This window comes from Luteimonas sp. RIT-PG2_3 (assembly GCF_054902115.1).
Window position 1 is genome coordinate 182,983 of the sequence record NZ_JBUBPF010000009.1, and the last position, 18,910, is coordinate 201,892.

The following is an 18,910-nucleotide window of genomic DNA, read 5'->3' on the forward strand; positions in this document are numbered from 1 at the left end:
TCAGCAGTTGATCAGCTCATCAGTTCTTCGATCGCTTCGACCATGCGGCGACGCGAGAACAGGAAGTCCCAATAATTGCCGCCGAGCTGGCGCCACAGCACCGCCGAGCGCAGCGCGGCCAGCAGCACCGCGCGGATCTCGGCCACGATGTCGGCCTGGCCCAGGTAATGCGGGTTGCCCTGCACCATGACCTTGGGGCGCAGGTGGCTGACGGTCTCGGCATACAGCGCGCCCAGCGCCGACAGTACCTCGGGATGGGTATTGCCCTGCCGCTCGGCGATGAGCTTGGCCGCGAGGATGCCCTCGTGCACGTCCTCGCCCATGTCCTGGTCGGCCGAGAACCGGCGTTCGAGCTGCAGCACCGACAACGTCAGCTTGGGCAGCAGTTCGTCGTCGCCCTGGTTGCTGAAGTAGTTGCGCAGCAACAGCAGGCCGGGGCGCAAGGCCTGGCGTCCGCCGTAGACCGCTTCGATGGAATCCGCCTCGATGCGGAACACGCTGTCGAGCGCACTCGACAGCACCGTGGCGTCGGCCTGGCCGGTGTCGGCGATCCTGCGGACCTGCTTCAGCGCCTGTACCACGCCGGCCAAGGCGAGCATGCGGTCGTGGATCATGCTGCGATCCCCGCGGCGGCCATCTCGAGCGGCGCGTCGGTCCGCGCGATGACGGCGCCGCCCAGGCAGACGTCGCCGTCGTAGAGCACCAGCGACTGGCCGGGCGTGACGGCGCGTTGTGGACGGGTGAAGCGGACTTCCAGACAGCCTGAATCGTTGACGATCACTTCGCAGGGTTCCTCCGGTTGGCGGTAGCGCGTCTGCGCATGGCATTGGAATCTAGATGAGGGCGGTTGCGATCCGATCCAATGCATGGACTCGCTCCACAACCGCTGCGACTGCAGATAGCGGTTCTCGCTGCCCTGGTCGACGAACAGGATATTGCGCTCGACGTCCTTGCCAACGACGTACCACGGTGCCGCGTCGAATCCACGCAGGCCGCCCAGTTGCAGGCCTTCGCGCTGACCGAGCGTGAAATAGAACACGCCCGGATGCTCGCCGACGACGCGGCCGTCGGGCGTGCGCATTTCGCCGGTCTTTGCCGGCAGGTAGCGCGACAGGAAGGTCCTGAAGTCGCGTTCGCCGATGAAGCAGATCCCGGTCGAGTCCTTCTTCGCCGCCGTGACCAGGCCGGCCCGGTGGGCGATGTCGCGGACTTCGGTCTTGAGCAGCTCGCCCAGCGGGAAGCAGGTCGCGGCCAGTTGCTGCTGGCCGAGTTGGTGCAGGAAGTAGCTCTGGTCCTTGCTGCGGTCGCGTGCGCGCAGCAGGCGCCACTGGCCGTGGGCGTGGTCGATGCGCGCGTAATGGCCGGTGGCGATAGCGTCGGCGCCCATGTCGCGGGCGGCATCGAGGAAATACTTGAACTTGATCTCGCGGTTGCACAGCACGTCCGGGTTCGGCGTGCGGCCGGCCGCGTACTCGGCAATGAAATGGGCGAACACGCCCTCCCAGTATTCGCTGGAGAAGTCGCGGAAGTGGATCGCCATGCCGAGCTTGCCAGCCACGGCCACCGCGTCGCGGCGGTCGTCCTCGGCGCGGCAGTCGCCGCTGCCGTCGTCGGCCCAGTTCTGCATGAACAGTCCGGCGACGCTGTCGCCACCGGCCAGCGCCGCATCGCGCAGCAGCAGGGCGGTGACCGAGGAATCGACCCCTCCCGACAGACCGACGATGACGCGCGCCGCGCTCACGGGGCCAGGCTCACGGGATCTGTTGCAGCAACGACAGCGGCGAACGCTTGCCGGCCAGATGGTCGGCGACGACCTGCCAGACCAGCGGGCTGCGATGGCGGGCGTGCTCGGCCTGCAATTCCGCCGGCGTCATCCACAGGGCGCGGACGATGCCGTCGTCCAGCGGCCGCGCTGGATCGTGCGCCACCGGCTCGGCCGCGAACGCGAACCGCAGGTAATGCCGGTCGCCGCTGCCGTCGGGGTTGCGCGGGGCCTTCCACTGGTAGGCGCCGATGAACGCGGTCAGGCGTACGTCCCAGCCGGTCTCTTCCCGGGTCTCACGCAAGGCGGCCTCGAACAGGCTCTCGTCCGGCTCGAGGTGGCCGGCCGGCTGGTTGATCACCAGCCGCCCCTGGGCGTGCTCCTCGACGCACAGCAGCCTGCCGTTGGCGACCACGACCGTGGCCACGGTGACGTCCGGCTGCCAGAAGCGCCCCTCGCGGTAGCTCATTCAGTACTCGTCCGCGCCATTGGTCAGCGCGATCTCCATGTCGTCGGCGGCCGCGGCAGCGACGTCCATCGCTGTTTCGAAGGCCTTGCCGTCGGCGTTGTCGGGCAGCTTCACGACGAACAGCAGGGTGCTGCCGGAGACCTCCCAGGCACCCAGGATCTTGTCCTGACTGTCGGCCAGCAGCTTCAGCGCCTGGGCGCTGGTGAAGCCGCCGTCGGGCACGTTGGCGGCCGGTGAGAACACTTCGCGGACCACGATGCCTTCCAGCTCGTTGACCTTGCCCGAGACGAACACGAGCTGGGTGCGGCCCTCGTCCTCGTAGTTGTAGACCGACTTGAAATCGCCGTCGCCGTCGACCTCGAACTTGACCCCGACCGACTCCAGCTTGGCCGTGATCGCGGCGTTGTCGCCGCTGTCCTGGGCAAAGGCCGGGTGGGCGAGCAGCAGGCAACTGAACAACCATGTGGCAGTGCGAAGGCGCATACGGGGAGGCTCCTGGGAAAAACACATTCTGAAGGGGCTCATGGCTGCCGTCCATCGGCAGGCTTGGGTCGGGCAGGCGGGCTCGTATAATGGGCGGATGACGAGAAAGTCCATCCATGATCACGACCACGGCGCGGTCGTCGAGACCAGCAAGCCGGAACTGGCGCGCCCCCCCCTGTACTCGGTGATGCTGCTGAACGACGACTACACGCCGATGGACTTCGTCGTCGACGTTCTGCTGCGCTTTTTCGCGATGGACGCCGAAAAGGCGACCCAGGTGATGCTGCACGTGCATACCCGGGGACGGGGCGTCTGCGGGGTCTACAGCCGGGAAGTCGCCGAATCCAAGGTCGCCCAGGTGAACGAATATTCCCGGATGAACCAGCACCCCTTGCTCTGCACGATGGAAAAGGCTTAAAAGCCGATAAGGGCCGGGCATGGAAAATCCGGATCGCGGCCCCATTACAGGTCGCAGACCCACGGAGGCCCACGCCCCATGTTCAGCAAGGATCTCGAATACAGCATCGGCCAGTGCTACAAGCGTGCCCGCGAGGCGCGCGACGAGTACATGACGGTCGAACACCTGCTGCTTGCACTGCTCGACAATTCCTCGGCCGAGGCCGTCCTCAAGGCGACCGGGGCCGACTTCGAGCGCCTGCGCACGGACCTGGAGCAGGCGATCGCCGCCTCGGTGTCCAAACTCCCGGAAGACGACGGTCGCGATACCCAGCCCACGCTCGGGTTCCAGCGGGTGCTGCAGCGGGCCGTCTACCACGTCCAGTCCTCGGGCAAGAAGGAAGTCACCGGCGCCAACGTGCTGGTCGCGATCTTCGGCGAAAAGGACTCGCATGCGGTCTACTTCCTCAATCAGCAGGATGTCAGCCGGCTGGATGTCGTCAATTACATGTCGCATGGCATCGCCAAGAGCGGCAGCGACGAGCCTGAGGGCGAGCACGAGGATGCCGCCGGGCGCACCAGCGACGGGGCCGACGGCGACGCCAAGGGCGATGCCCTGAGCGAGTTCGCCAGCGACCTCAACGCGGCCGCGCTCGAAGGGCGGATCGATCCACTGGTCGGGCGTGCCGAGGAGATCGAGCGCACGATCCAGGTGCTGTGCCGCCGGCGCAAGAACAACCCGTTGTATGTCGGTGAGGCCGGCGTCGGCAAGACCGCGATCGCCGAGGGCCTGGCCAAGCGCATCGTCGACGGCCAGGTGCCCGAGGTGCTGGCCGACGCGACGATCTATTCGCTGGACCTGGGCGCGCTGGTGGCCGGGACCAAGTATCGCGGTGATTTCGAGAAGCGCCTGAAGGCGGTGCTGACCGCGATCAAGAAGCATCCGGGCGCGATCCTGTTCATCGACGAGATCCACACCATTATCGGTGCCGGCTCGGCGTCCGGTGGCACGATGGATGCCAGCAACCTGATCAAGCCCGCGCTGGCCTCGGGCGAGCTGCGTTGCATCGGCTCGACCACGTTCCAGGAGTACCGCGGCATCTTCGAGAAGGACCGTGCGCTGGCACGGCGCTTCCAGAAGATCGACATCGTCGAGCCGACGATCAGCGAGACCTACGAGATCCTGCAGGGGCTCAAGCCCAAGTACGAGTCGCACCATTCGGTGACCTATGCCGACGAGGCGCTGCGCGCGGCGGTCGATCTGTCGGTCAAGCACATCGGCGATCGCCTGCTGCCCGACAAGGCGATCGACGTCATCGACGAGGCCGGTGCCCGCCAGCGCCTGCTGCCGGTGGATCTGCGCAAGACCCTGATCGATGTCGAGGAAGTCGAGACCATCGTCGCCAAGATGGCCAGGATCCCGGCCAAGCAGGTCAGCGCGTCCGACAAGGACGTGCTGCAGCACCTGGAGCGCAACCTGAAGATGGTGATCTTCGGGCAGGATCCGGCGATCGAGACGCTGACGTCGGCGATCAAGCTGGCGCGTTCCGGGCTGGCCAATCCCGACAAGCCGATCGGCAACTTCCTGTTCGCCGGCCCGACCGGCGTCGGCAAGACCGAGGTCACGCGCCAGCTGGCATTGCAGTTGGGCATCGAGCTGGTCCGCTTCGACATGAGCGAGTACATGGAGCCACATTCGGTGTCGCGCCTGATCGGTGCGCCCCCGGGCTATGTTGGCTTCGACCAGGGCGGCCTGCTGACCGAGAAGATCGTCAAGACGCCGCATTGCGTGCTGCTGCTCGACGAGGTCGAGAAGGCGCATCCGGACATCTTCAACATCCTGCTGCAGGTCATGGATCGCGGCATCCTGACCGACACCAACGGACGCGAAGCCAACTTCAAGAACGTCATCGTGGTGATGACCACCAATGCCGGTGCGGCGCAGGCCGCGCGGCGGTCGATCGGTTTCACCCAGCAGGACCACAGCACCGACGCGATGGAAGTGATCCGCAAGGGCTTCACGCCGGAGTTCCGCAACCGGCTGGACGCGATCATCCAGTTCCAGTCGCTGGGCATGGACCACATCCTGCGCGTGGTTGACAAGTTCCTGATCGAGCTGGAAGCCCTGCTGCACGACAAGAACGTCACGCTGTCGGTGACCCCGACGGCGCGCGACTGGCTGGCCCTGCATGGCTTCGATCCGCAGATGGGCGCGCGCCCGATGGCGCGGATCATCCAGGACCATGTCAAGCGTCCACTGGCCGACGAACTGCTGTTCGGCAAGCTCAGTGGCGGTGGGCGCGTCACGGTGGATGTCCGCGACGACAAGCTGGTCGTCGACAGCCAGGCGGAACCGGAGAAGCTGCTGCCGGCCACGGTCTGACCCGCCGGCAAGCGCCACCCGCAAACGACGGCGCCGCACATCACGTGCGGCGCTTTTTTTGGTCATTACCATCGCGCCGTACTGCCATGCGCGACCCTCACGGCAAAGGCAACACGGTGGTTCCTGCGATCAGCGGCCGGAGTAAAACGGCGTGACGCGGGTGCGCCGATCTTCGGCTCAGCGACGACGACGCTGCTGGCGTGCGAATTCCTCGGCATCCACCGGCGTGACTTCGCCGACGCTGCAGCTGTCGCGGTTGGTCACCACGACGGTGCCGGTCGGGCACAGGCGGTTGACCTGCTCGCCGGTCTTGATGGCGATCTTCGAGGCGGTCGGCAACGAACCGCAGTTGCGGCTGAGGCTGACTTTGTAATGCGAGTCGCCGTCCTTGAGCAGAAAGTGGTTGCCTCCGCCGCTGCGGACGATCTGGTTGCCCTGGGCAAGATTCACGCATTCGCTGAGGGCATCCGCCTGTTTGGCATGGGCCGACCCTGCGAGCAAGAGCAGCACGGTGGCCGCGGACAGGAGGCACTGCTTGGGGGATACGATTTGCATGACACGACACCTGTGTTGATGGCCCGGGAGCGGGTGGCGCCAAGATAGGTGCCGGCGGCGGTTCGCGAATCTGGCGGAAGTGCACATGACTGAAGACGTGGTACCCCGATCGGCTGCAACCTTTTGTGGGTGGTTGGCATCCCTCGATCAGGAGGCGAGCATGTCTGCGGTGATCTGCGTGACGTCCTGCACAGTATCGGGCCCGTTTTTTCGCGCACCACGGCGCCGCGTCGCTGAGTTGTCGAGTCGATGAGCCGATGAGCCTGAAACATGCAGGCACAATGCGCCGTGCGCGAACGCCCGTTCGGGCGCGCGCGATGGAAGGTCGGGATGCGGGGCGGGGACCTGAGAACTTGCTGCGCAGCAGCAAAAAAGGCAGCCATTGCGGCTGCCTTCTTGCGCATGATCGCCAGGCACGTCGAAGACGACGGTCCGGCTTACTTCATGCGGTAGGTGATGCGTCCCTTGGTCAGGTCATACGGGGTCATTTCGACCTTGACCTTGTCCCCGGTCAGGATGCGGATGTAGTTCTTGCGCATCCGCCCCGAGATATGGGCAATGATTTCATGGCCGTTTTCGAGCTTCACCCGGAACATCGTGTTCGGAAGCGTTTCGGAAACGGAACCTTCAAATTCAATGACGTCGTCTTTCGCCATTCGTCCTGTAGCCAGTGAGGTGTGTTGGGCGCAAGCGCCACGAGGAAAGCAGGCCATTGTGACACGACCCGGGTTGCGAAGCAAAATTTTGGTTAAACCGCAAGTTCCCCAGCGGCCAGCGTCCCGAACCGCGCTTCCCACGCTCCCGGACCGTCCTGCGCGGCGACCAGGGGCGCGATCGATGCCAGGAAGCGCTCGCGCGGCCAGGACCGGCTGCCGAGCAGGCTCAGGTGGTCGTTCTCGACCTGGGCGTCGATCAGCGGGAAACCCCAGGCCTGCAGTCGGTGCGCCAAGGCGGCCAGTGCGACCTTGGACGCCCCGGGCCGTGCGCTGAACATGCTTTCACCGAAGAACATCCGGCCGACGGCGACGCCATAGATGCCGCCGACGAGCGTCTCGCCGTCGTAGACCTCGACGCTGTGGGCGTGGCCGAGCCGGTGCAGGGCGCCGTAGGCCTGCTGCATCGCCGGCACGATCCAAGTGCCGCGCTGGCCACGACGCGGGCTGTCGGCACAGGCGGCCACCACGGCGGCAAAGGCGTGGTCGGCACGGACCGTCCACGGCGAGCGGCGCAGCTCGCGGCGGAAACGCCTCGACAGGTGGACGCCATCGGTCTGGAACAGCGTGCGCGGATCGGGCGACCACCACAGGATGGGCTGGCCTTCGGAGTACCAAGGGAAAATGCCGTGCCGATAGGCGTTGAGCAGCCGGGGCGGCGACAGGTCGCCGCCGAACGCGAGCAGGCCATCGGGATAACGCAGTGCGCTGTCCGGTGCAGGGAAGGGCGCGTTCGGATCCGCATCGAGCTGCGGTAGCGGGATGCGGCTCATGTCGCCGTGAGTGCGGGCAGGTCGCGGAACGGCGAGCGTTGCGCCAGCATCGCGGCATAGCGCTCGACGGAGACCTGTTCTTCCAGGCACCACTGGCGCAGCGGTTCGCGGAAGCCCGGATCGGCGATCCAGTGCCGGCTGCGCACCAGGGTCGGCAGGAATCCGCGTGCAAGCTTGTGCTCGCCCTGGGCGCCGGGTTCGAACGTCGACAGGCCTTCGCGCAGGCAGTACGCGATGCCCTGGTAGTAGCAGGTCTCGAAATGCAGGCCGGGCAGGTCGAGGCGGCTGCCCCAGTAGCGGCCGTACAGGGTGTCCGGGCCGCGTAGGCATAGCGCACCGGCAGCGGCCTCGCCGTGCCAGTCGGCGAAGATCATCACCAGTTGCCGCGGCATCGTGGTGGCCAGGTGCTGCAGGAACGCCCGGGTCAGCGCCGGGTGGTTGCCGTACTCGGCGAAGGTCTGCAGGTAGAAGCCGTGCATGGCGTCGAGATCGTCCTCGCTGGCTTCATCGCCATGGACGACGCGGAACGTGACGCCCGCATCGAACACCTTGCGGCGTTCCTGGCGGATGTTCTTGCGGTGCTTGTGGTCCATCGCCGCCAGGTAATCGTCGAAGTCGCGCCAGTCGCCCGGGTTGCGCCAGTGGTACTGGACGTCGCTGCGCGCGAGCCAGCCGCCTTCGAAGCGTGCGTCGTCGAACGCCTGGTCATCCTGCGTGGTATGGAAATTGACGTGCGCCGACGACAGCTGCCGGCCTTCGCAGGCCTGCGTCATCGCGGTCAGCAAGCTGCGCTGGAGCGCAGGGTCGCGGGTCAACAGTCGCGGGCCGGTCACCGGCGAATACGGCGAGGCGCACAGCAGCTTGGGGTAATAGTCGAGCCCGTAGCGCGCATATGCGTTGGCCCAGGCATGGTCGAACACGAACTCGCCATGCGAGTTCTGCTTGCGATAGGCAGGGGCCGCGGCCACCAGGGCATCGCCGTCCCACAGCGCCAGGTGTTGCGGGCGCCATCCCCAGTCCGGACGCAGGCAGCCATGCTGCTCCAGGCCGGACAGGAAGGCATGGCTGACGAAGGGATTGCCGTCGTGCAGGGCATCCCAGGCCGGGGCGATGTCGTCCGGCAGCGCCTCAAGAATGCGCAGCGTGGGCATCGACGGTGGTCGCAGGCAGGCGGGTCGCCAGCAGGCGGCGGAGGCGTGCGCCCCGGCCGCCGTGCGGGTCGCGGGCAATCAGCCCTGCTGGTCCAGGAAGCGCTCGGCATCGAGCGCGGCCATGCAGCCGAAGCCGGCCGAGGTGATGGCCTGGCGGTAGACCTGGTCGGCGACGTCGCCCGCGGCGAACACGCCCTTGACTGAAGTCTCGGTGGCGCCGCCATCCAGGCCCGAACGGATGCTCAGGTAGCCGTTGTTCATCGCCAGCTGGCCTTCGAACAGCGTCGTGTTGGGCGTATGCCCGATCGCGACGAAAAACCCGTGCACGTCCAGGTCGCGGGTGCTGCCGTCGTGTACCGACTTCACGCGCAGGCCGGTCACGCCGGCCTCGTTGCCCAGCACCTCGTCCACGGTGTGGTGCCAGACCGGCTCGATCTTGCCGGCCTGGATCTTGGCCTGCAGCTTGTCCTGCATGATCTTCTCGGCCCGCAGCGTGTCGCGGCGGTGCACCAGGTAGACCTTGCGGGCGATGTTGGACAGGTACAGCGCTTCCTCGACCGCAGTGTTGCCGCCGCCGACGACCGCGACATCCTGATCCTTGTAGAAGAAGCCGTCGCAGGTCGCGCAGGCCGAAACGCCACGGCCCTTGAACGCGTCTTCCGACGGCAGGCCCAGGTACTTGGCGGTGGCGCCGGTGGCGATGATCAGGGCGTCGCAGGTGTACTCGCCGCTGTCGCCCTTGAGCCGGAACGGTCGCTGCGAGAGGTCGGCGGTGTGGATGTGGTCGAAGATCGTCTCGGTCTCGAAACGCTCGGCATGCGCCTGCAGGCGTGCCATCAGGTCCGGTCCCATCAGGCCATGGGCATCGCCGGGCCAGTTGTCGACTTCGGTGGTAGTCATCAGCTGACCGCCCATCTGCATGCCGGTGATGACCACGGGCTTGAGGTTGGCGCGTGCGGCGTAGACCGCCGACGTCCAGCCGGCGGGGCCGGATCCGAGGATCAGCAACTGGGCGTGTTTGGAGGAATTGACGGAAGAAGCGCTCATGTATACTCGCTGGCCATGGCATTGCTGCGTTTTGAGCGTTATAGCTTGGAGGCGCGGATGCGCCAACACAAGGCGTATCGCGGTCCGCACATGCGTGGTCCGGCACTGGCATGGGCATCGGGTCGTGTTCGTCGGTTGTTGTCGACTACAGGTCCATCTCGGCAGCTCGCGGCCCTCGCGATGCCGGCAGGCCATGCGATGGGCCAGGCAGTGACACACCGGTGACACAGACCAACGGAGACGCACGATGCGGATAGGTATCCCGAAAGAGACCAAGCCGCTGGAAGGGCGTGTCGCATTGGTGCCGGCCGCGGCCGGCGACCTGGTGCGGCGTGGGCACGAGGTCTGGCTGCAGCACGATGCCGGCGCGAAGTCGGGCTTCGCCGATGACGACTACACGCGGCTCGGCGTCCGCATTGCCAGCGATGCCACCGAGCTGTATGCCCGCGGCGAACTGATCGTCAAGGTCAAGGAGCCGATCGAGGGCGATCTTGCGCTGCTGCGCGAGGATCACCTGCTGTTCTGCTACCTGCATCTGGCGCCGTTGCCGCAATTGACGCGCAGGCTGGTCGACATCGGCCTGACCGCGATCGCGTTCGAGACCGTCGAACTCGACAGCGGCGAACTGCCGCTGCTGGCGCCGATGTCGATCATCGCCGGCAAGATCGCCGTGCAGGTCGGCACCCACTACCTGCACCAGCCGCTGGGCGGCAAGGGCGTGCTACTCGGCGGGCTGGCCTCGACCGCGCGCGGCAAGGTGGTGGTGTTCGGGGCAGGCGCTGCAGGGGGCAACGCCGCGGCGCTGGCGGCCGCCAGCGGTGCCGGGGTCGTGGTGTTCGAGACGCGTGGCGACCGGCGCGAGGCGATGGTGCGTCTGGGCCACAACGTCACCGCCCTGCATCCCTACGACGACGACGTCGCCCGCGAATGCGCGGACGCCGACCTGGTCATCGGCGCGGTGCTGGTCACCGGCGCGGTCGCACCGCATGTGCTGAGCCGCAAGGTCATCCGCGGCATGGAGGACGGCAGCGTGCTGGTCGACATCGCCATCGACCAGGGTGGCTGCTTCGAGACTTCGCGCGCCACCAGTTGGCAGGAACCGACCTACGTGGAAGAGGGCGTGACCCATTTCTGCGTCACCAACATGCCCGGCGCGGTGCCGCGGACCTCGTCGCAAGCGATCTGCGCAGCGATCCTGCCGTGGGTCGACCTGATCGCCGTGGGCCGCTGGCGCGAGCACCCCGCGATGCGCCGGGGATTGAACGTCGAAGCCGGCCGGGTGGTCCATCCGGCCTTGCTTGCAAGCGGTGCAAACGGGTAATTATTGAAGTAACATCAATCGATTGGATCATTTTTCTAAGGTAATTACCCACGGTGGCACGCGCGATTCCGGAACGTAGCAAGCGTCAACGCAGCAACGCCGCGGCCGAGACCGCCGCGAGCGCCCCCAATCCGCGCCGGCAGCGGCTGGTGCGCGACATCCTGCTGATCGTCATCGCGCCGTTCCTGCTGTACCTGCTTGTCTGCCTGGCGACCCATTCGGCGGAGGATCCCGGCTGGTCGACCAGTTCCGGCAGCCTGACGGCGCCGCTGCAGAATGCCGGAGGTCCCATCGGGGCCTGGCTGGCCGACGTGCTGCTGTCGCTGACCGGCTTCGTGGCCTACCTGCTGCCGATCGTGCTGGGCGTCATCGCCTGGATCGCGCTGTTCGGCATGGATACCGACGGCGACGGCCATATCGACCTCGGCCCGGCCCTGCGCCTGGTCGGTATCGTCGGCTTCCTGGTGGCGGTCACCGGCCTGCTGGCGCTGCGGCTGCCGGCGGTCGATGGCTACCCCGAAGGCGGCGGCGGCATCCTCGGCCGGCTGATCGGCAGCTCGCTCAATCGCGGCTTTGGTCAGATCGGCGGCAATCTGTTCCTGATCGCGCTGTTGCTGGTGTCGGTCACGCTGGCCACCGGCCTGTCGTGGCTGGCGGTCATGGACCGGATCGGCCAGCAGGTGCTGAAGCTGCCGGACCTGTTGCGCCGGGGCAGCAAGCAGGCCGACGAGTGGAAGCAGGCGCGCGTGCATCGCGAGGAACGCCAGGAAGTCCGCAAGGTCGATTCCGAACTGCGCGCCAAGCGTGCGCCGGTCAAGATCGAGCCGCCGGCGACGCCGCCGATCGTCGAGAAGAGCGAGCGCGCCAAGCGCGAGCAGCAGATCCCGCTGTTCCATGGCACCGGCGGCGATCCGTCCGGCCTGCCGCCGCTGTCGCTGCTCGACGACCCCAAGCCGCAGCCCAAGGGCTACGACGAGGACACGCTGGAAACGCTGTCGCGGCAGATCGAGTTCAAGCTCAAGGACTTCCGCATCGATGTCGAGGTCAAGGAGGCCCAGCCGGGCCCGGTGATCACGCGATTCGAGATGGAGCCGGCGCCGGGCATCAAGGTGAGCCAGATCAGTTCGCTGGACAAGGACATCGCGCGCGGGCTGTCGGTGAAGTCGGTGCGCGTGGTCGATGTGATCCCGGGCAAGTCGGTGATCGGCATCGAGATCCCCAACACCACCCGCGAGATGATCTACCTCAGCGAGCTGCTGCGCTCGAAGGAATACGACAAGTCCGGCAGCCCGCTGACGCTGGCGCTGGGCAAGGGCATCAGCGGCCAGTCGGTGGTCGCCGACCTGGCGCGTATGCCGCACCTGCTGGTCGCCGGTACCACCGGTTCGGGCAAGTCGGTCGCGGTCAACGCGATGGTGCTGAGCCTGCTGTTCAAGGCGTCCGCCAAGGAACTGCGGATGCTGATGATCGACCCGAAGATGCTCGAACTGAGCGTCTACCAGGGCATTCCGCACCTGCTGGCCCCGGTCGTCACCGACATGAAGGAGGCCGCCAACGGCCTGCGCTGGTGCGTCGCGGAGATGGAGCGTCGCTACAAGCTGATGAGCGCGGTCGGCGTGCGCAACCTGGCCGGCTTCAACAAGAAGGTCAAGGACGCCGAGGACGCCGGGCAGCCGATGCTGGACCCGTTGTTCCGCCCGAACCCCGACTCCAACGAGGTCGCACAGCCGCTGGACACGCTGCCGTTCATCGTCATCTTCATCGACGAATTCGCCGACATGATGATGATCGTCGGCAAGAAGGTCGAAGAGCTGATCGCGCGCCTCGCACAGAAGGCGCGTGCGGCCGGTATCCACCTGATCCTGGCGACCCAGCGTCCGTCGGTCGACGTCATCACCGGCCTGATCAAGGCCAATATCCCGACCCGCATCGCGTTCCAGGTCAGTTCTAAGATCGACTCGCGCACGATCCTCGACCAGTCCGGCGCCGAGACCCTGCTGGGCCATGGCGACATGCTGTACCTGCCGCCGGGCACGGCGATGCCCGAGCGCGTGCATGGTGCGTTCGTGTCCGACGAGGAAGTCCATCGCGTCGTCGAGCACCTGAAGCAGCTCGGCGGCGGCCCGTCGTACGTCGAGGGCGTGCTCGATGAAGTCCAGACCATGGGCGACGGCACCGTGGTCGGCGCGACCGGGCTGCCCGAGGCCGGTGGCGGCGGTGGCGACGAGAGCGACCCCTTGTACGACGAGGCCGTGCGCATCGTCACCGAGACCCGGCGCGCATCGATTTCCGGCGTGCAGCGCAGGCTGAAGATCGGCTACAACCGCGCCGCGCGGCTGGTCGAGGCAATGGAGGCCGCAGGCGTGGTCTCGCCGCCGGAACACAACGGCGATCGTTCGGTGTTGGCACCTCCACCGCCGAAATGACGTTAACCCTGAACGCAGGCCATCACCGCAATGGGATGGGCGCGTTCGTGAGTTCCTATTCAGGTTCTCGTTCCCACACTCTGGTCTGCAACCGACACCCTCCACCGAATCCATGCGGAGTCCTGCGATGAACCTTTCCCGCCGATGGCTGTTCGCCGCCGTCGCCCTGATGGCCGCCGCCAATGTCCACGCGGGTGCCCGCGACCAGCTCGATGCGTTCACGCGCGGACTGAAGGGACTCGACGGCCAGTTCACCCAGCAGGTGTTCGACGAGTCCGGCAAGGTCCGCGAGACCTCCAGCGGCCGCGTCGCGCTGTCGGCGCCGCGCCTGTTCCGGTGGGAATACGTCAAACCCTATCCACAGCTGATCGTCGCCGACGGCAGCACCGTCTGGGTGTTCGATCCCGATCTCGACCAGGTCACGCGCCGCCCGCAGGGCAGCGCCGAGCAGGACAGCCCGCTGGCCGCGCTGATCGACCCGGGCAGGCTGGATCGCGATTACCGCGTCGAAGATGCCGGCATCCGCGACGGCCTGCAGTGGTTGCTGCTGCGTCCGAAGCAGGCGGGCGATGATGCCGCGTTCCAGTCGGCCCGCCTGGGCCTGGGTGCGCAGGGACTGGCGAAGATGGAGATCATCGACGCGCTCGGCCAGCGCACCCAGATCGCGTTCGACAGCTGGAAACGCAATCCCACCTTCGCCCGCGAGACCTTCCGCTACACGCCGCCCGCGGGCGTCGACGTGGTCGGCGAAGACTGAGCGATGCGACCGCACATGGACGGCACGCCCGGATGGCGAGAAACGATGTCGATGACCCCGCGGACGCATCGCCGCTTGCCGCACCGGTTGCTGGCATCGCCGCTGCTGGCAATGGCATTGGCCCTGCCGATGATGCCGGCCGGCGCGCAGACACCTGCGACGGTGACGTCACCCGCATCGACATCGGCAAAGCCGGCAACCCAATCGGCAGTCCAGGGCGTACAGCCGGCGTCCGCCGAACAGGTGGTGCCGCCGCCCGTGGCGGCACCGGTCCCGGCGGCGAAGCCCGCGGCGGTCAAGGGCGTGCCCGGGCAGGCATCGTCGGGTGACGAGTCGCTCGACAATTCGGTCGCGGCCGTGCTCGTCACGGCCCTGTCCGAACAGTTGGCGACGCCGGCGATCTCGCTGAAGCTCGACAGCATCGATGCCCGCGCCGCCGGCCCGCGCGACAAGAGCGTCAGCGGCCTGGGACGCGTGCGCATGGCCGACGACGACGACTGGATCGGCTTCCGCTTCCGCACCGTCTACGACACCCTGTTCCTCAGCGCCGGCGATCCGGAACTGGTCATCGGTGGCGTCACCGAATCGGAGCGCGAGTCCCCGAACGACGCGATGCTGATGATCCAGCTGGAGAACCGCGTCGCCACCGACCTGGACCGCGAGTACGGCGAAGGCGTGTCGCGGCTGCAGTTCGAGCGCATCCGTACCGTCGAGGCCGGGACCCGCCTGCTGCGCATCAGTGCCGCCGGGACCGCCGACCTCGGGGCCGCCGGCGAGATGCCGTTGCAGATCGAGTCGCTGTACGACATCAAGCGCGATACCTGGCTGCGCGTGGACTACACGCTGGGGCAGGGCGGCGTGCCGGTGGTGTTGCCGGCGATGCTGCCCAAGCCCTGAGGAACGCGGCACTGATGACTGCCTTCGCGAACACGGGGGCACGGTGCGCCACAGCGCTGCCCGCACATCGCCCCGTCACACGCGGATCTGACGGGCCAAGCTGCACGCCGATCACACGGCCTGCGACGATGGCTTGATAATGTCTGTCCTCCATCCGTCCTCCTGACCTGCGCGGATTCCTGTTTGGCTCGCTCCCGCACCACGCCCGCTGCCGCCCACGGTGACCTGTTGCAGGTTGACCGCAGCGGACTGCGGCCGCTGGCCGAGCGCATGCGGCCACGCTCGCTCGACGACATGGTCGGACAACGCCGGCTGCTGTCGCCGGAGTCGGCATTGCGGCAGTCGGTCGAAGGCGGCCACGTACATTCGATGGTGCTGTGGGGACCACCGGGTTGCGGCAAGACCACGTTCGCGCTGTTGCTGGCCAAGTATGCCGATGCGGAATTCCGCTCGGTGTCGGCGGTGCTGTCGGGCCTGCCTGAGGTCCGCCAGGTGCTGGCCGAGGCCGCGCACCGTTTCGATGAAGGCCGCCGCACGGTGCTGTTCGTCGACGAGGTGCATCGCTTCAACAAGGCGCAGCAGGACGCATTCCTGCCGCATATCGAACGCGGCACCATCGTTTTCATCGGCGCCACTACCGAGAATCCCTCGTTCGAACTGAATTCGGCGCTGCTGTCGCGCTGCCGGGTGCATGTCCTCGAAGCGGTGTCGCCCGACGACATCCTGGTCGCGCTGGAGCAGGCGCTGGCCGACGAACCGCGCGGCCTTGCCGGCCTGCACCTGCAGGTCGATCGCGCCGACCTGCGCCTGATCGCGGTGGCCGCCGATGGCGACGTCCGGCGCGCACTGACCCTGCTGGAGATCGCCGGCGAACTGGTCGGCGAGGGCGGCACGATCACGACCGCGATCCTGGAGCAGGTGCTGGCCGATCGCACGCGCCGCTTCGATAAGGGCGGCGAGCAGTTCTACGACCAGATCTCGGCGCTGCACAAATCCGTGCGCAGCTCCAATCCCGATGCCGCGCTGTACTGGCTTGCCCGCATGCTCGATGGCGGCTGCGACCCTGGCTACCTGGCGCGACGGATGACGCGGATGGCGGTCGAGGATGTCGGCCTGGCCGATCCGCGCGCCCTGCAGATGGCGGTCGATGCCTGGGACACCTACGACCGCCTCGGCAGTCCGGAAGGCGAACTCGCACTGGCGCAACTGGTGATCTATCTGGCCAGCACCGCGAAGTCGAATGCGGCCTACAAGGCCTTCGGCGCGGCCCGCCGCGATGTCGCCGAGTACGGCACGCAGGACGTGCCGATCCACCTGCGCAATGCACCGACCCGGCTGATGAAGGAACTGGGCTACGCCAAGGGCTACCAGTACGACCACGACGCCGAAGGGGGCGTCGCGCTGGACCAGACCTGCTTCCCGGATGCGATGGGCGAGCGCGAGTACTACCACCCGGTCGAGCGCGGCCTGGAACTCAAGCTGCGCGACAAGCTGCTGGCCCTGCGGACTGCGAAGGCGGAACGCCAGGGACGTTGAGGCTGTGTCGGCGAGCCAGCGTGCGCTGGCTGTTGTGGGCAGTTACTGCTGCGCGGTCGTCGGCGTCGCGAGGTTCTGCTGAAGACTGTCGCGCAGCTGGGCCAGGTCGATCTCGATCTGCTGGCGTTGCTCGATGCCCTCGCGGTGGATCGAGCGGACTTCCTCGACGGTCTGGATCAGCTTGTCGTGGACGTGGCGCAGCGTATCGATGTCGACGACAGAGCGTTGGTTGGCCTTGGCGGTATCCACCGAAGTCTGGTGCATCAGGTCGGCGTTGCGGCGCATCAGCTCATTGCTGGCGTCGTCGATCGCATTGGCCAGTTCGACCGCATTCTTCTGCTCGCCCAGCGACAGCTGGATCGCGAAATGGTTGCGCCACATCGGAATCGTGACATCGCGGACCGCCGAGAACTTCTCGATCAGCTGGATCGCATTGGCCTGGATCATCCGGATCATCGGCAGCGTCTGGTCGGCCACGTGCTGCATGACGCCGAGGTCGGAGACACGCTTTTCCAGGATCCGGATCGCGGTATCGGTTTCCGCCCGCTGGTTGCGCGACTGAGGGTCTTCCTGGCCGACCAGTGCCTGCAGCTGTCCCTGCAATTGCGACAGCCGCATCTTGCCTGCGGCGACATGTACGCCGAGGTCGCGACGCTCTTCGAGCACCATCGCATGCATGCGGTCGAAGTCCTTGACCCGCTGGCCGAGCGCGACCTGGGTCTGGCCGACATCACGCATCAGGTGCTCGATCTGCTGGTTGGTGGTGCTGTATTTCTGCACCAGCTCGCCCTTGCCGGCCTTGAACTTGTCGATCAACGCGCCGATGACCGGCACCTTGGAGCGGCCATGGAAGGCGTCGAGATTCAGGCCGCGCGCGATCCTGACCACTTCGCCGAGCTTGTCGCCGGATGCGTCGAGGTCGCGGTTGCGGACCTGCTCCAGCAACTGGGTCGAGAACCGGCTGGTCTTGGAGGACGCATCGCGGCCATAGGTATGCAGGCTGCCGGGAGAGATGTCCTCGAGCGCCTTGGCAGCGTCGGCAATCGCGCCGGCGTCGGCGACCGTCAGTCCCAGCGCCTTCAGCGAGGCCTCGTCGAGTTCCTGGCCGGCGGGGATCAGCTGCGTGTCGGGGCGATCAGTGCTCATGCTCGTTCCTTGCATCGGTTGAGGGCAGTGTACTGCGGTCGGTTGGGTTGGATGCGTCGATGGCGGCGCCCGCATCGGCATGCGGAGGTGAGGCGGTCGGCAGCTGCAGCGCAACCTCATCGGCAGTCGCGGCCAGCACCTGCTCGACGCCTGCCAATGCTTGACGGGCCTGCGCTGCGACCATCTGTTGCCGACGCCCGTCGCGGAGCATGGCCTGCTGTGCGGCCAGCGGGGCGAGCTGTTGCAGCGTATCGCGGTAACGCGCCTGCAGCAGGCGCAGGTGGCTGCGCTGGTGGTCCAGGTGGGACAGGCTCAGCTGATGGGCCAGGTGCAGCTTGCCCAGGTGTGCGAGCCTCGACGCCAGCCGTGTCGCCGGGGCGGCCATCGCCTGCAGTGGATCGGACGCGTCCAGGGTCGGGTGCTGTCGTGCTGCGGCGTCGATGCCCGCCTGCATCCGGGCGAGCAGCGTCGACAACGCAGCATGGCTGCGATCCAGGTCTTCGACGTGGCGGTCGAGCGACGCCAGCTGCTCGCGCGCGCGGACCAGCCACCACGGCAGGTCCGCCGCCAGTTGCTCGGCCCGGGCCTGTTGCTCGATGTCGTTGCCGAGCAATCGCCCCCACCAGCCGGTCCTGCGGCGCGCGGCAGCGGGATCGTCGGCGAGCAGGGCATCGCGGATGCTGGCGATGCTGTCGGCGATGCCGGACAACGGCGATGCCATCAACAGCGCGGGCAGCGCCAGCCGCTCGATGTCGAGCAACAAGTCCTCACCGAAGCGTGCGATCGCGTCGGCGTCGTCCAGGGCAGGCGGAGCCGAAGGCACGGTTCAGTCCCCGGGCGCCGGCTTGCCGGAGAAGCGCAGGCGTTCGAGCTCACGATTGAACTCGATCTCCTCCGGGGTCAGCTTGCGGCGCTTGCGCTTGTCCGTCGCGCCCGCGCCCGCATCCGTTGCGCCAGGATGCAGCAACGCGCCTTCGCGGATCGCTTCGGCGAGTTGTCCCAGCGCGATCGCCAATGTCCGCTGTTCGCCATGCTGGGCCTGCAGGCTGTCCAGCAACGGGCGGATCGCCACCTCCAGCAAAGGCGACTGCGCCG

19 protein-coding genes are annotated in these 18,910 nt (G+C 67.0%); 7 read left to right on the forward strand and 12 right to left on the reverse strand.

Going from position 1 to position 18,910, the window contains the following annotated elements; all coding sequences use genetic code 11:
* Nucleotides 1–11: 11 nt before the first annotated feature.
* Genes hflD through ACYX7E_RS14590 form a run of 4 tightly spaced genes read right to left on the reverse strand, consistent with a single transcriptional unit; the run spans nt 12 to nt 2,714 of the window.
* Nucleotides 12–614, reverse strand: a complete 603-nt coding sequence (gene hflD, locus ACYX7E_RS14575) for a high frequency lysogenization protein HflD (protein WP_462081304.1) — start codon at nt 612–614, stop codon at nt 12–14.
* On the reverse strand, nt 611–1,741 hold the full coding sequence (gene mnmA / locus ACYX7E_RS14580; protein ID WP_462081305.1) for a tRNA 2-thiouridine(34) synthase MnmA: 1,131 nt from the start codon (nt 1,739–1,741) through the stop codon (nt 611–613). The genes hflD and mnmA overlap by 4 nt, the downstream gene beginning before the upstream one ends.
* 10 nt (nt 1,742–1,751) lie before the next feature.
* Complete coding sequence (locus ACYX7E_RS14585) at nt 1,752–2,231, reverse strand: NUDIX hydrolase (protein ID WP_462081306.1); 480 nt, start codon at nt 2,229–2,231, stop codon at nt 1,752–1,754.
* Nucleotides 2,232–2,714 carry a hypothetical protein gene (locus ACYX7E_RS14590; protein ID WP_462081307.1) on the reverse strand — a complete coding sequence of 161 codons (483 nt, stop codon included), beginning with the start codon at nt 2,712–2,714 and terminating at the stop codon, nt 2,232–2,234. It lies immediately after the preceding gene.
* Nucleotides 2,715–2,811: 97 nt separating this feature from the next.
* On the opposite strand from ACYX7E_RS14590, the gene clpS reads away from it, so the two are divergent.
* Complete coding sequence (gene clpS, locus ACYX7E_RS14595; protein ID WP_462081331.1) at nt 2,812–3,132, forward strand: ATP-dependent Clp protease adapter ClpS; 321 nt, start codon at nt 2,812–2,814, stop codon at nt 3,130–3,132.
* 78 nt (nt 3,133–3,210) lie between these two features.
* Nucleotides 3,211–5,493 (forward strand): ATP-dependent Clp protease ATP-binding subunit ClpA, encoded by a 2,283-nt coding sequence (gene clpA / locus ACYX7E_RS14600; protein ID WP_462081308.1) that lies wholly within the window; start codon nt 3,211–3,213, stop codon nt 5,491–5,493.
* Nucleotides 5,494–5,670: 177 nt separating this feature from the next.
* Here the strand turns inward: clpA and ACYX7E_RS14605 are convergent, their stop codons facing one another.
* The 5 genes from ACYX7E_RS14605 to trxB form a co-directional block, all read right to left on the reverse strand.
* Nucleotides 5,671–6,048: a DUF6491 family protein gene (locus ACYX7E_RS14605; protein WP_462081309.1), complete on the reverse strand. Its 378-nt coding sequence runs from the start codon at nt 6,046–6,048 to the stop codon at nt 5,671–5,673.
* A 437-nt stretch (nt 6,049–6,485) separates the two neighbouring features.
* A complete protein-coding gene (infA, locus tag ACYX7E_RS14610; protein ID WP_462081310.1) occupies nt 6,486–6,704 on the reverse strand; it encodes a translation initiation factor IF-1 in 219 nt (72 codons plus the stop codon).
* Between the two features lie 92 nt (nt 6,705–6,796).
* A complete protein-coding gene (gene aat, locus ACYX7E_RS14615) occupies nt 6,797–7,534 on the reverse strand; it encodes a leucyl/phenylalanyl-tRNA--protein transferase (RefSeq protein WP_462081311.1) in 738 nt (245 codons plus the stop codon).
* Nucleotides 7,531–8,685, reverse strand: coding sequence for a GNAT family N-acetyltransferase (locus ACYX7E_RS14620; protein ID WP_462081312.1), 1,155 nt, complete (start codon nt 8,683–8,685; stop codon nt 7,531–7,533). The genes aat and ACYX7E_RS14620 overlap by 4 nt, the downstream gene beginning before the upstream one ends.
* 78 nt (nt 8,686–8,763) lie before the next feature.
* Nucleotides 8,764–9,732, reverse strand: a complete 969-nt coding sequence (gene trxB, locus ACYX7E_RS14625) for a thioredoxin-disulfide reductase (protein ID WP_462081313.1) — start codon at nt 9,730–9,732, stop codon at nt 8,764–8,766.
* Nucleotides 9,733–9,979: 247 nt separating this feature from the next.
* Between trxB and ACYX7E_RS14630 the strand changes: the two genes are divergently transcribed.
* From ACYX7E_RS14630 to ACYX7E_RS14650, 5 genes are all read left to right on the forward strand, one after another.
* Nucleotides 9,980–11,053, forward strand: a complete 1,074-nt coding sequence (locus ACYX7E_RS14630) for an alanine dehydrogenase (RefSeq protein ID WP_462081314.1) — start codon at nt 9,980–9,982, stop codon at nt 11,051–11,053.
* 53 nt (nt 11,054–11,106) lie between these two features.
* Nucleotides 11,107–13,479 carry a DNA translocase FtsK gene (locus tag ACYX7E_RS14635; protein WP_462081315.1) on the forward strand — a complete coding sequence of 791 codons (2,373 nt, stop codon included), beginning with the start codon at nt 11,107–11,109 and terminating at the stop codon, nt 13,477–13,479.
* A 127-nt stretch (nt 13,480–13,606) separates the two neighbouring features.
* Nucleotides 13,607–14,236 carry an outer membrane lipoprotein chaperone LolA gene (gene lolA / locus ACYX7E_RS14640; protein WP_462081316.1) on the forward strand — a complete coding sequence of 210 codons (630 nt, stop codon included), beginning with the start codon at nt 13,607–13,609 and terminating at the stop codon, nt 14,234–14,236.
* Between the two features lie 45 nt (nt 14,237–14,281).
* Nucleotides 14,282–15,133, forward strand: a complete 852-nt coding sequence (locus ACYX7E_RS14645) for a hypothetical protein (protein ID WP_462081317.1) — start codon at nt 14,282–14,284, stop codon at nt 15,131–15,133.
* Between the two features lie 270 nt (nt 15,134–15,403).
* On the forward strand, nt 15,404–16,669 hold the full coding sequence (locus ACYX7E_RS14650; RefSeq protein WP_462081332.1) for a replication-associated recombination protein A: 1,266 nt from the start codon (nt 15,404–15,406) through the stop codon (nt 16,667–16,669).
* A gap of 42 nt (nt 16,670–16,711) precedes the next feature.
* Here ACYX7E_RS14650 and ACYX7E_RS14655 read toward each other — a convergent pair whose 3' ends face one another.
* The 3 genes from ACYX7E_RS14655 to ACYX7E_RS14665 all read right to left on the reverse strand — a co-directional run.
* Nucleotides 16,712–17,815 carry a toxic anion resistance protein gene (locus ACYX7E_RS14655; protein ID WP_462081318.1) on the reverse strand — a complete coding sequence of 368 codons (1,104 nt, stop codon included), beginning with the start codon at nt 17,813–17,815 and terminating at the stop codon, nt 16,712–16,714.
* Nucleotides 17,805–18,638, reverse strand: a complete 834-nt coding sequence (locus ACYX7E_RS14660; RefSeq protein WP_462081319.1) for a hypothetical protein — start codon at nt 18,636–18,638, stop codon at nt 17,805–17,807. The genes ACYX7E_RS14655 and ACYX7E_RS14660 overlap by 11 nt, the downstream gene beginning before the upstream one ends.
* 3 nt (nt 18,639–18,641) lie before the next feature.
* Nucleotides 18,642–18,910 (reverse strand): hypothetical protein (locus ACYX7E_RS14665; protein ID WP_462081320.1); only part of this gene is annotated, 269 nt, incomplete at its 5' end.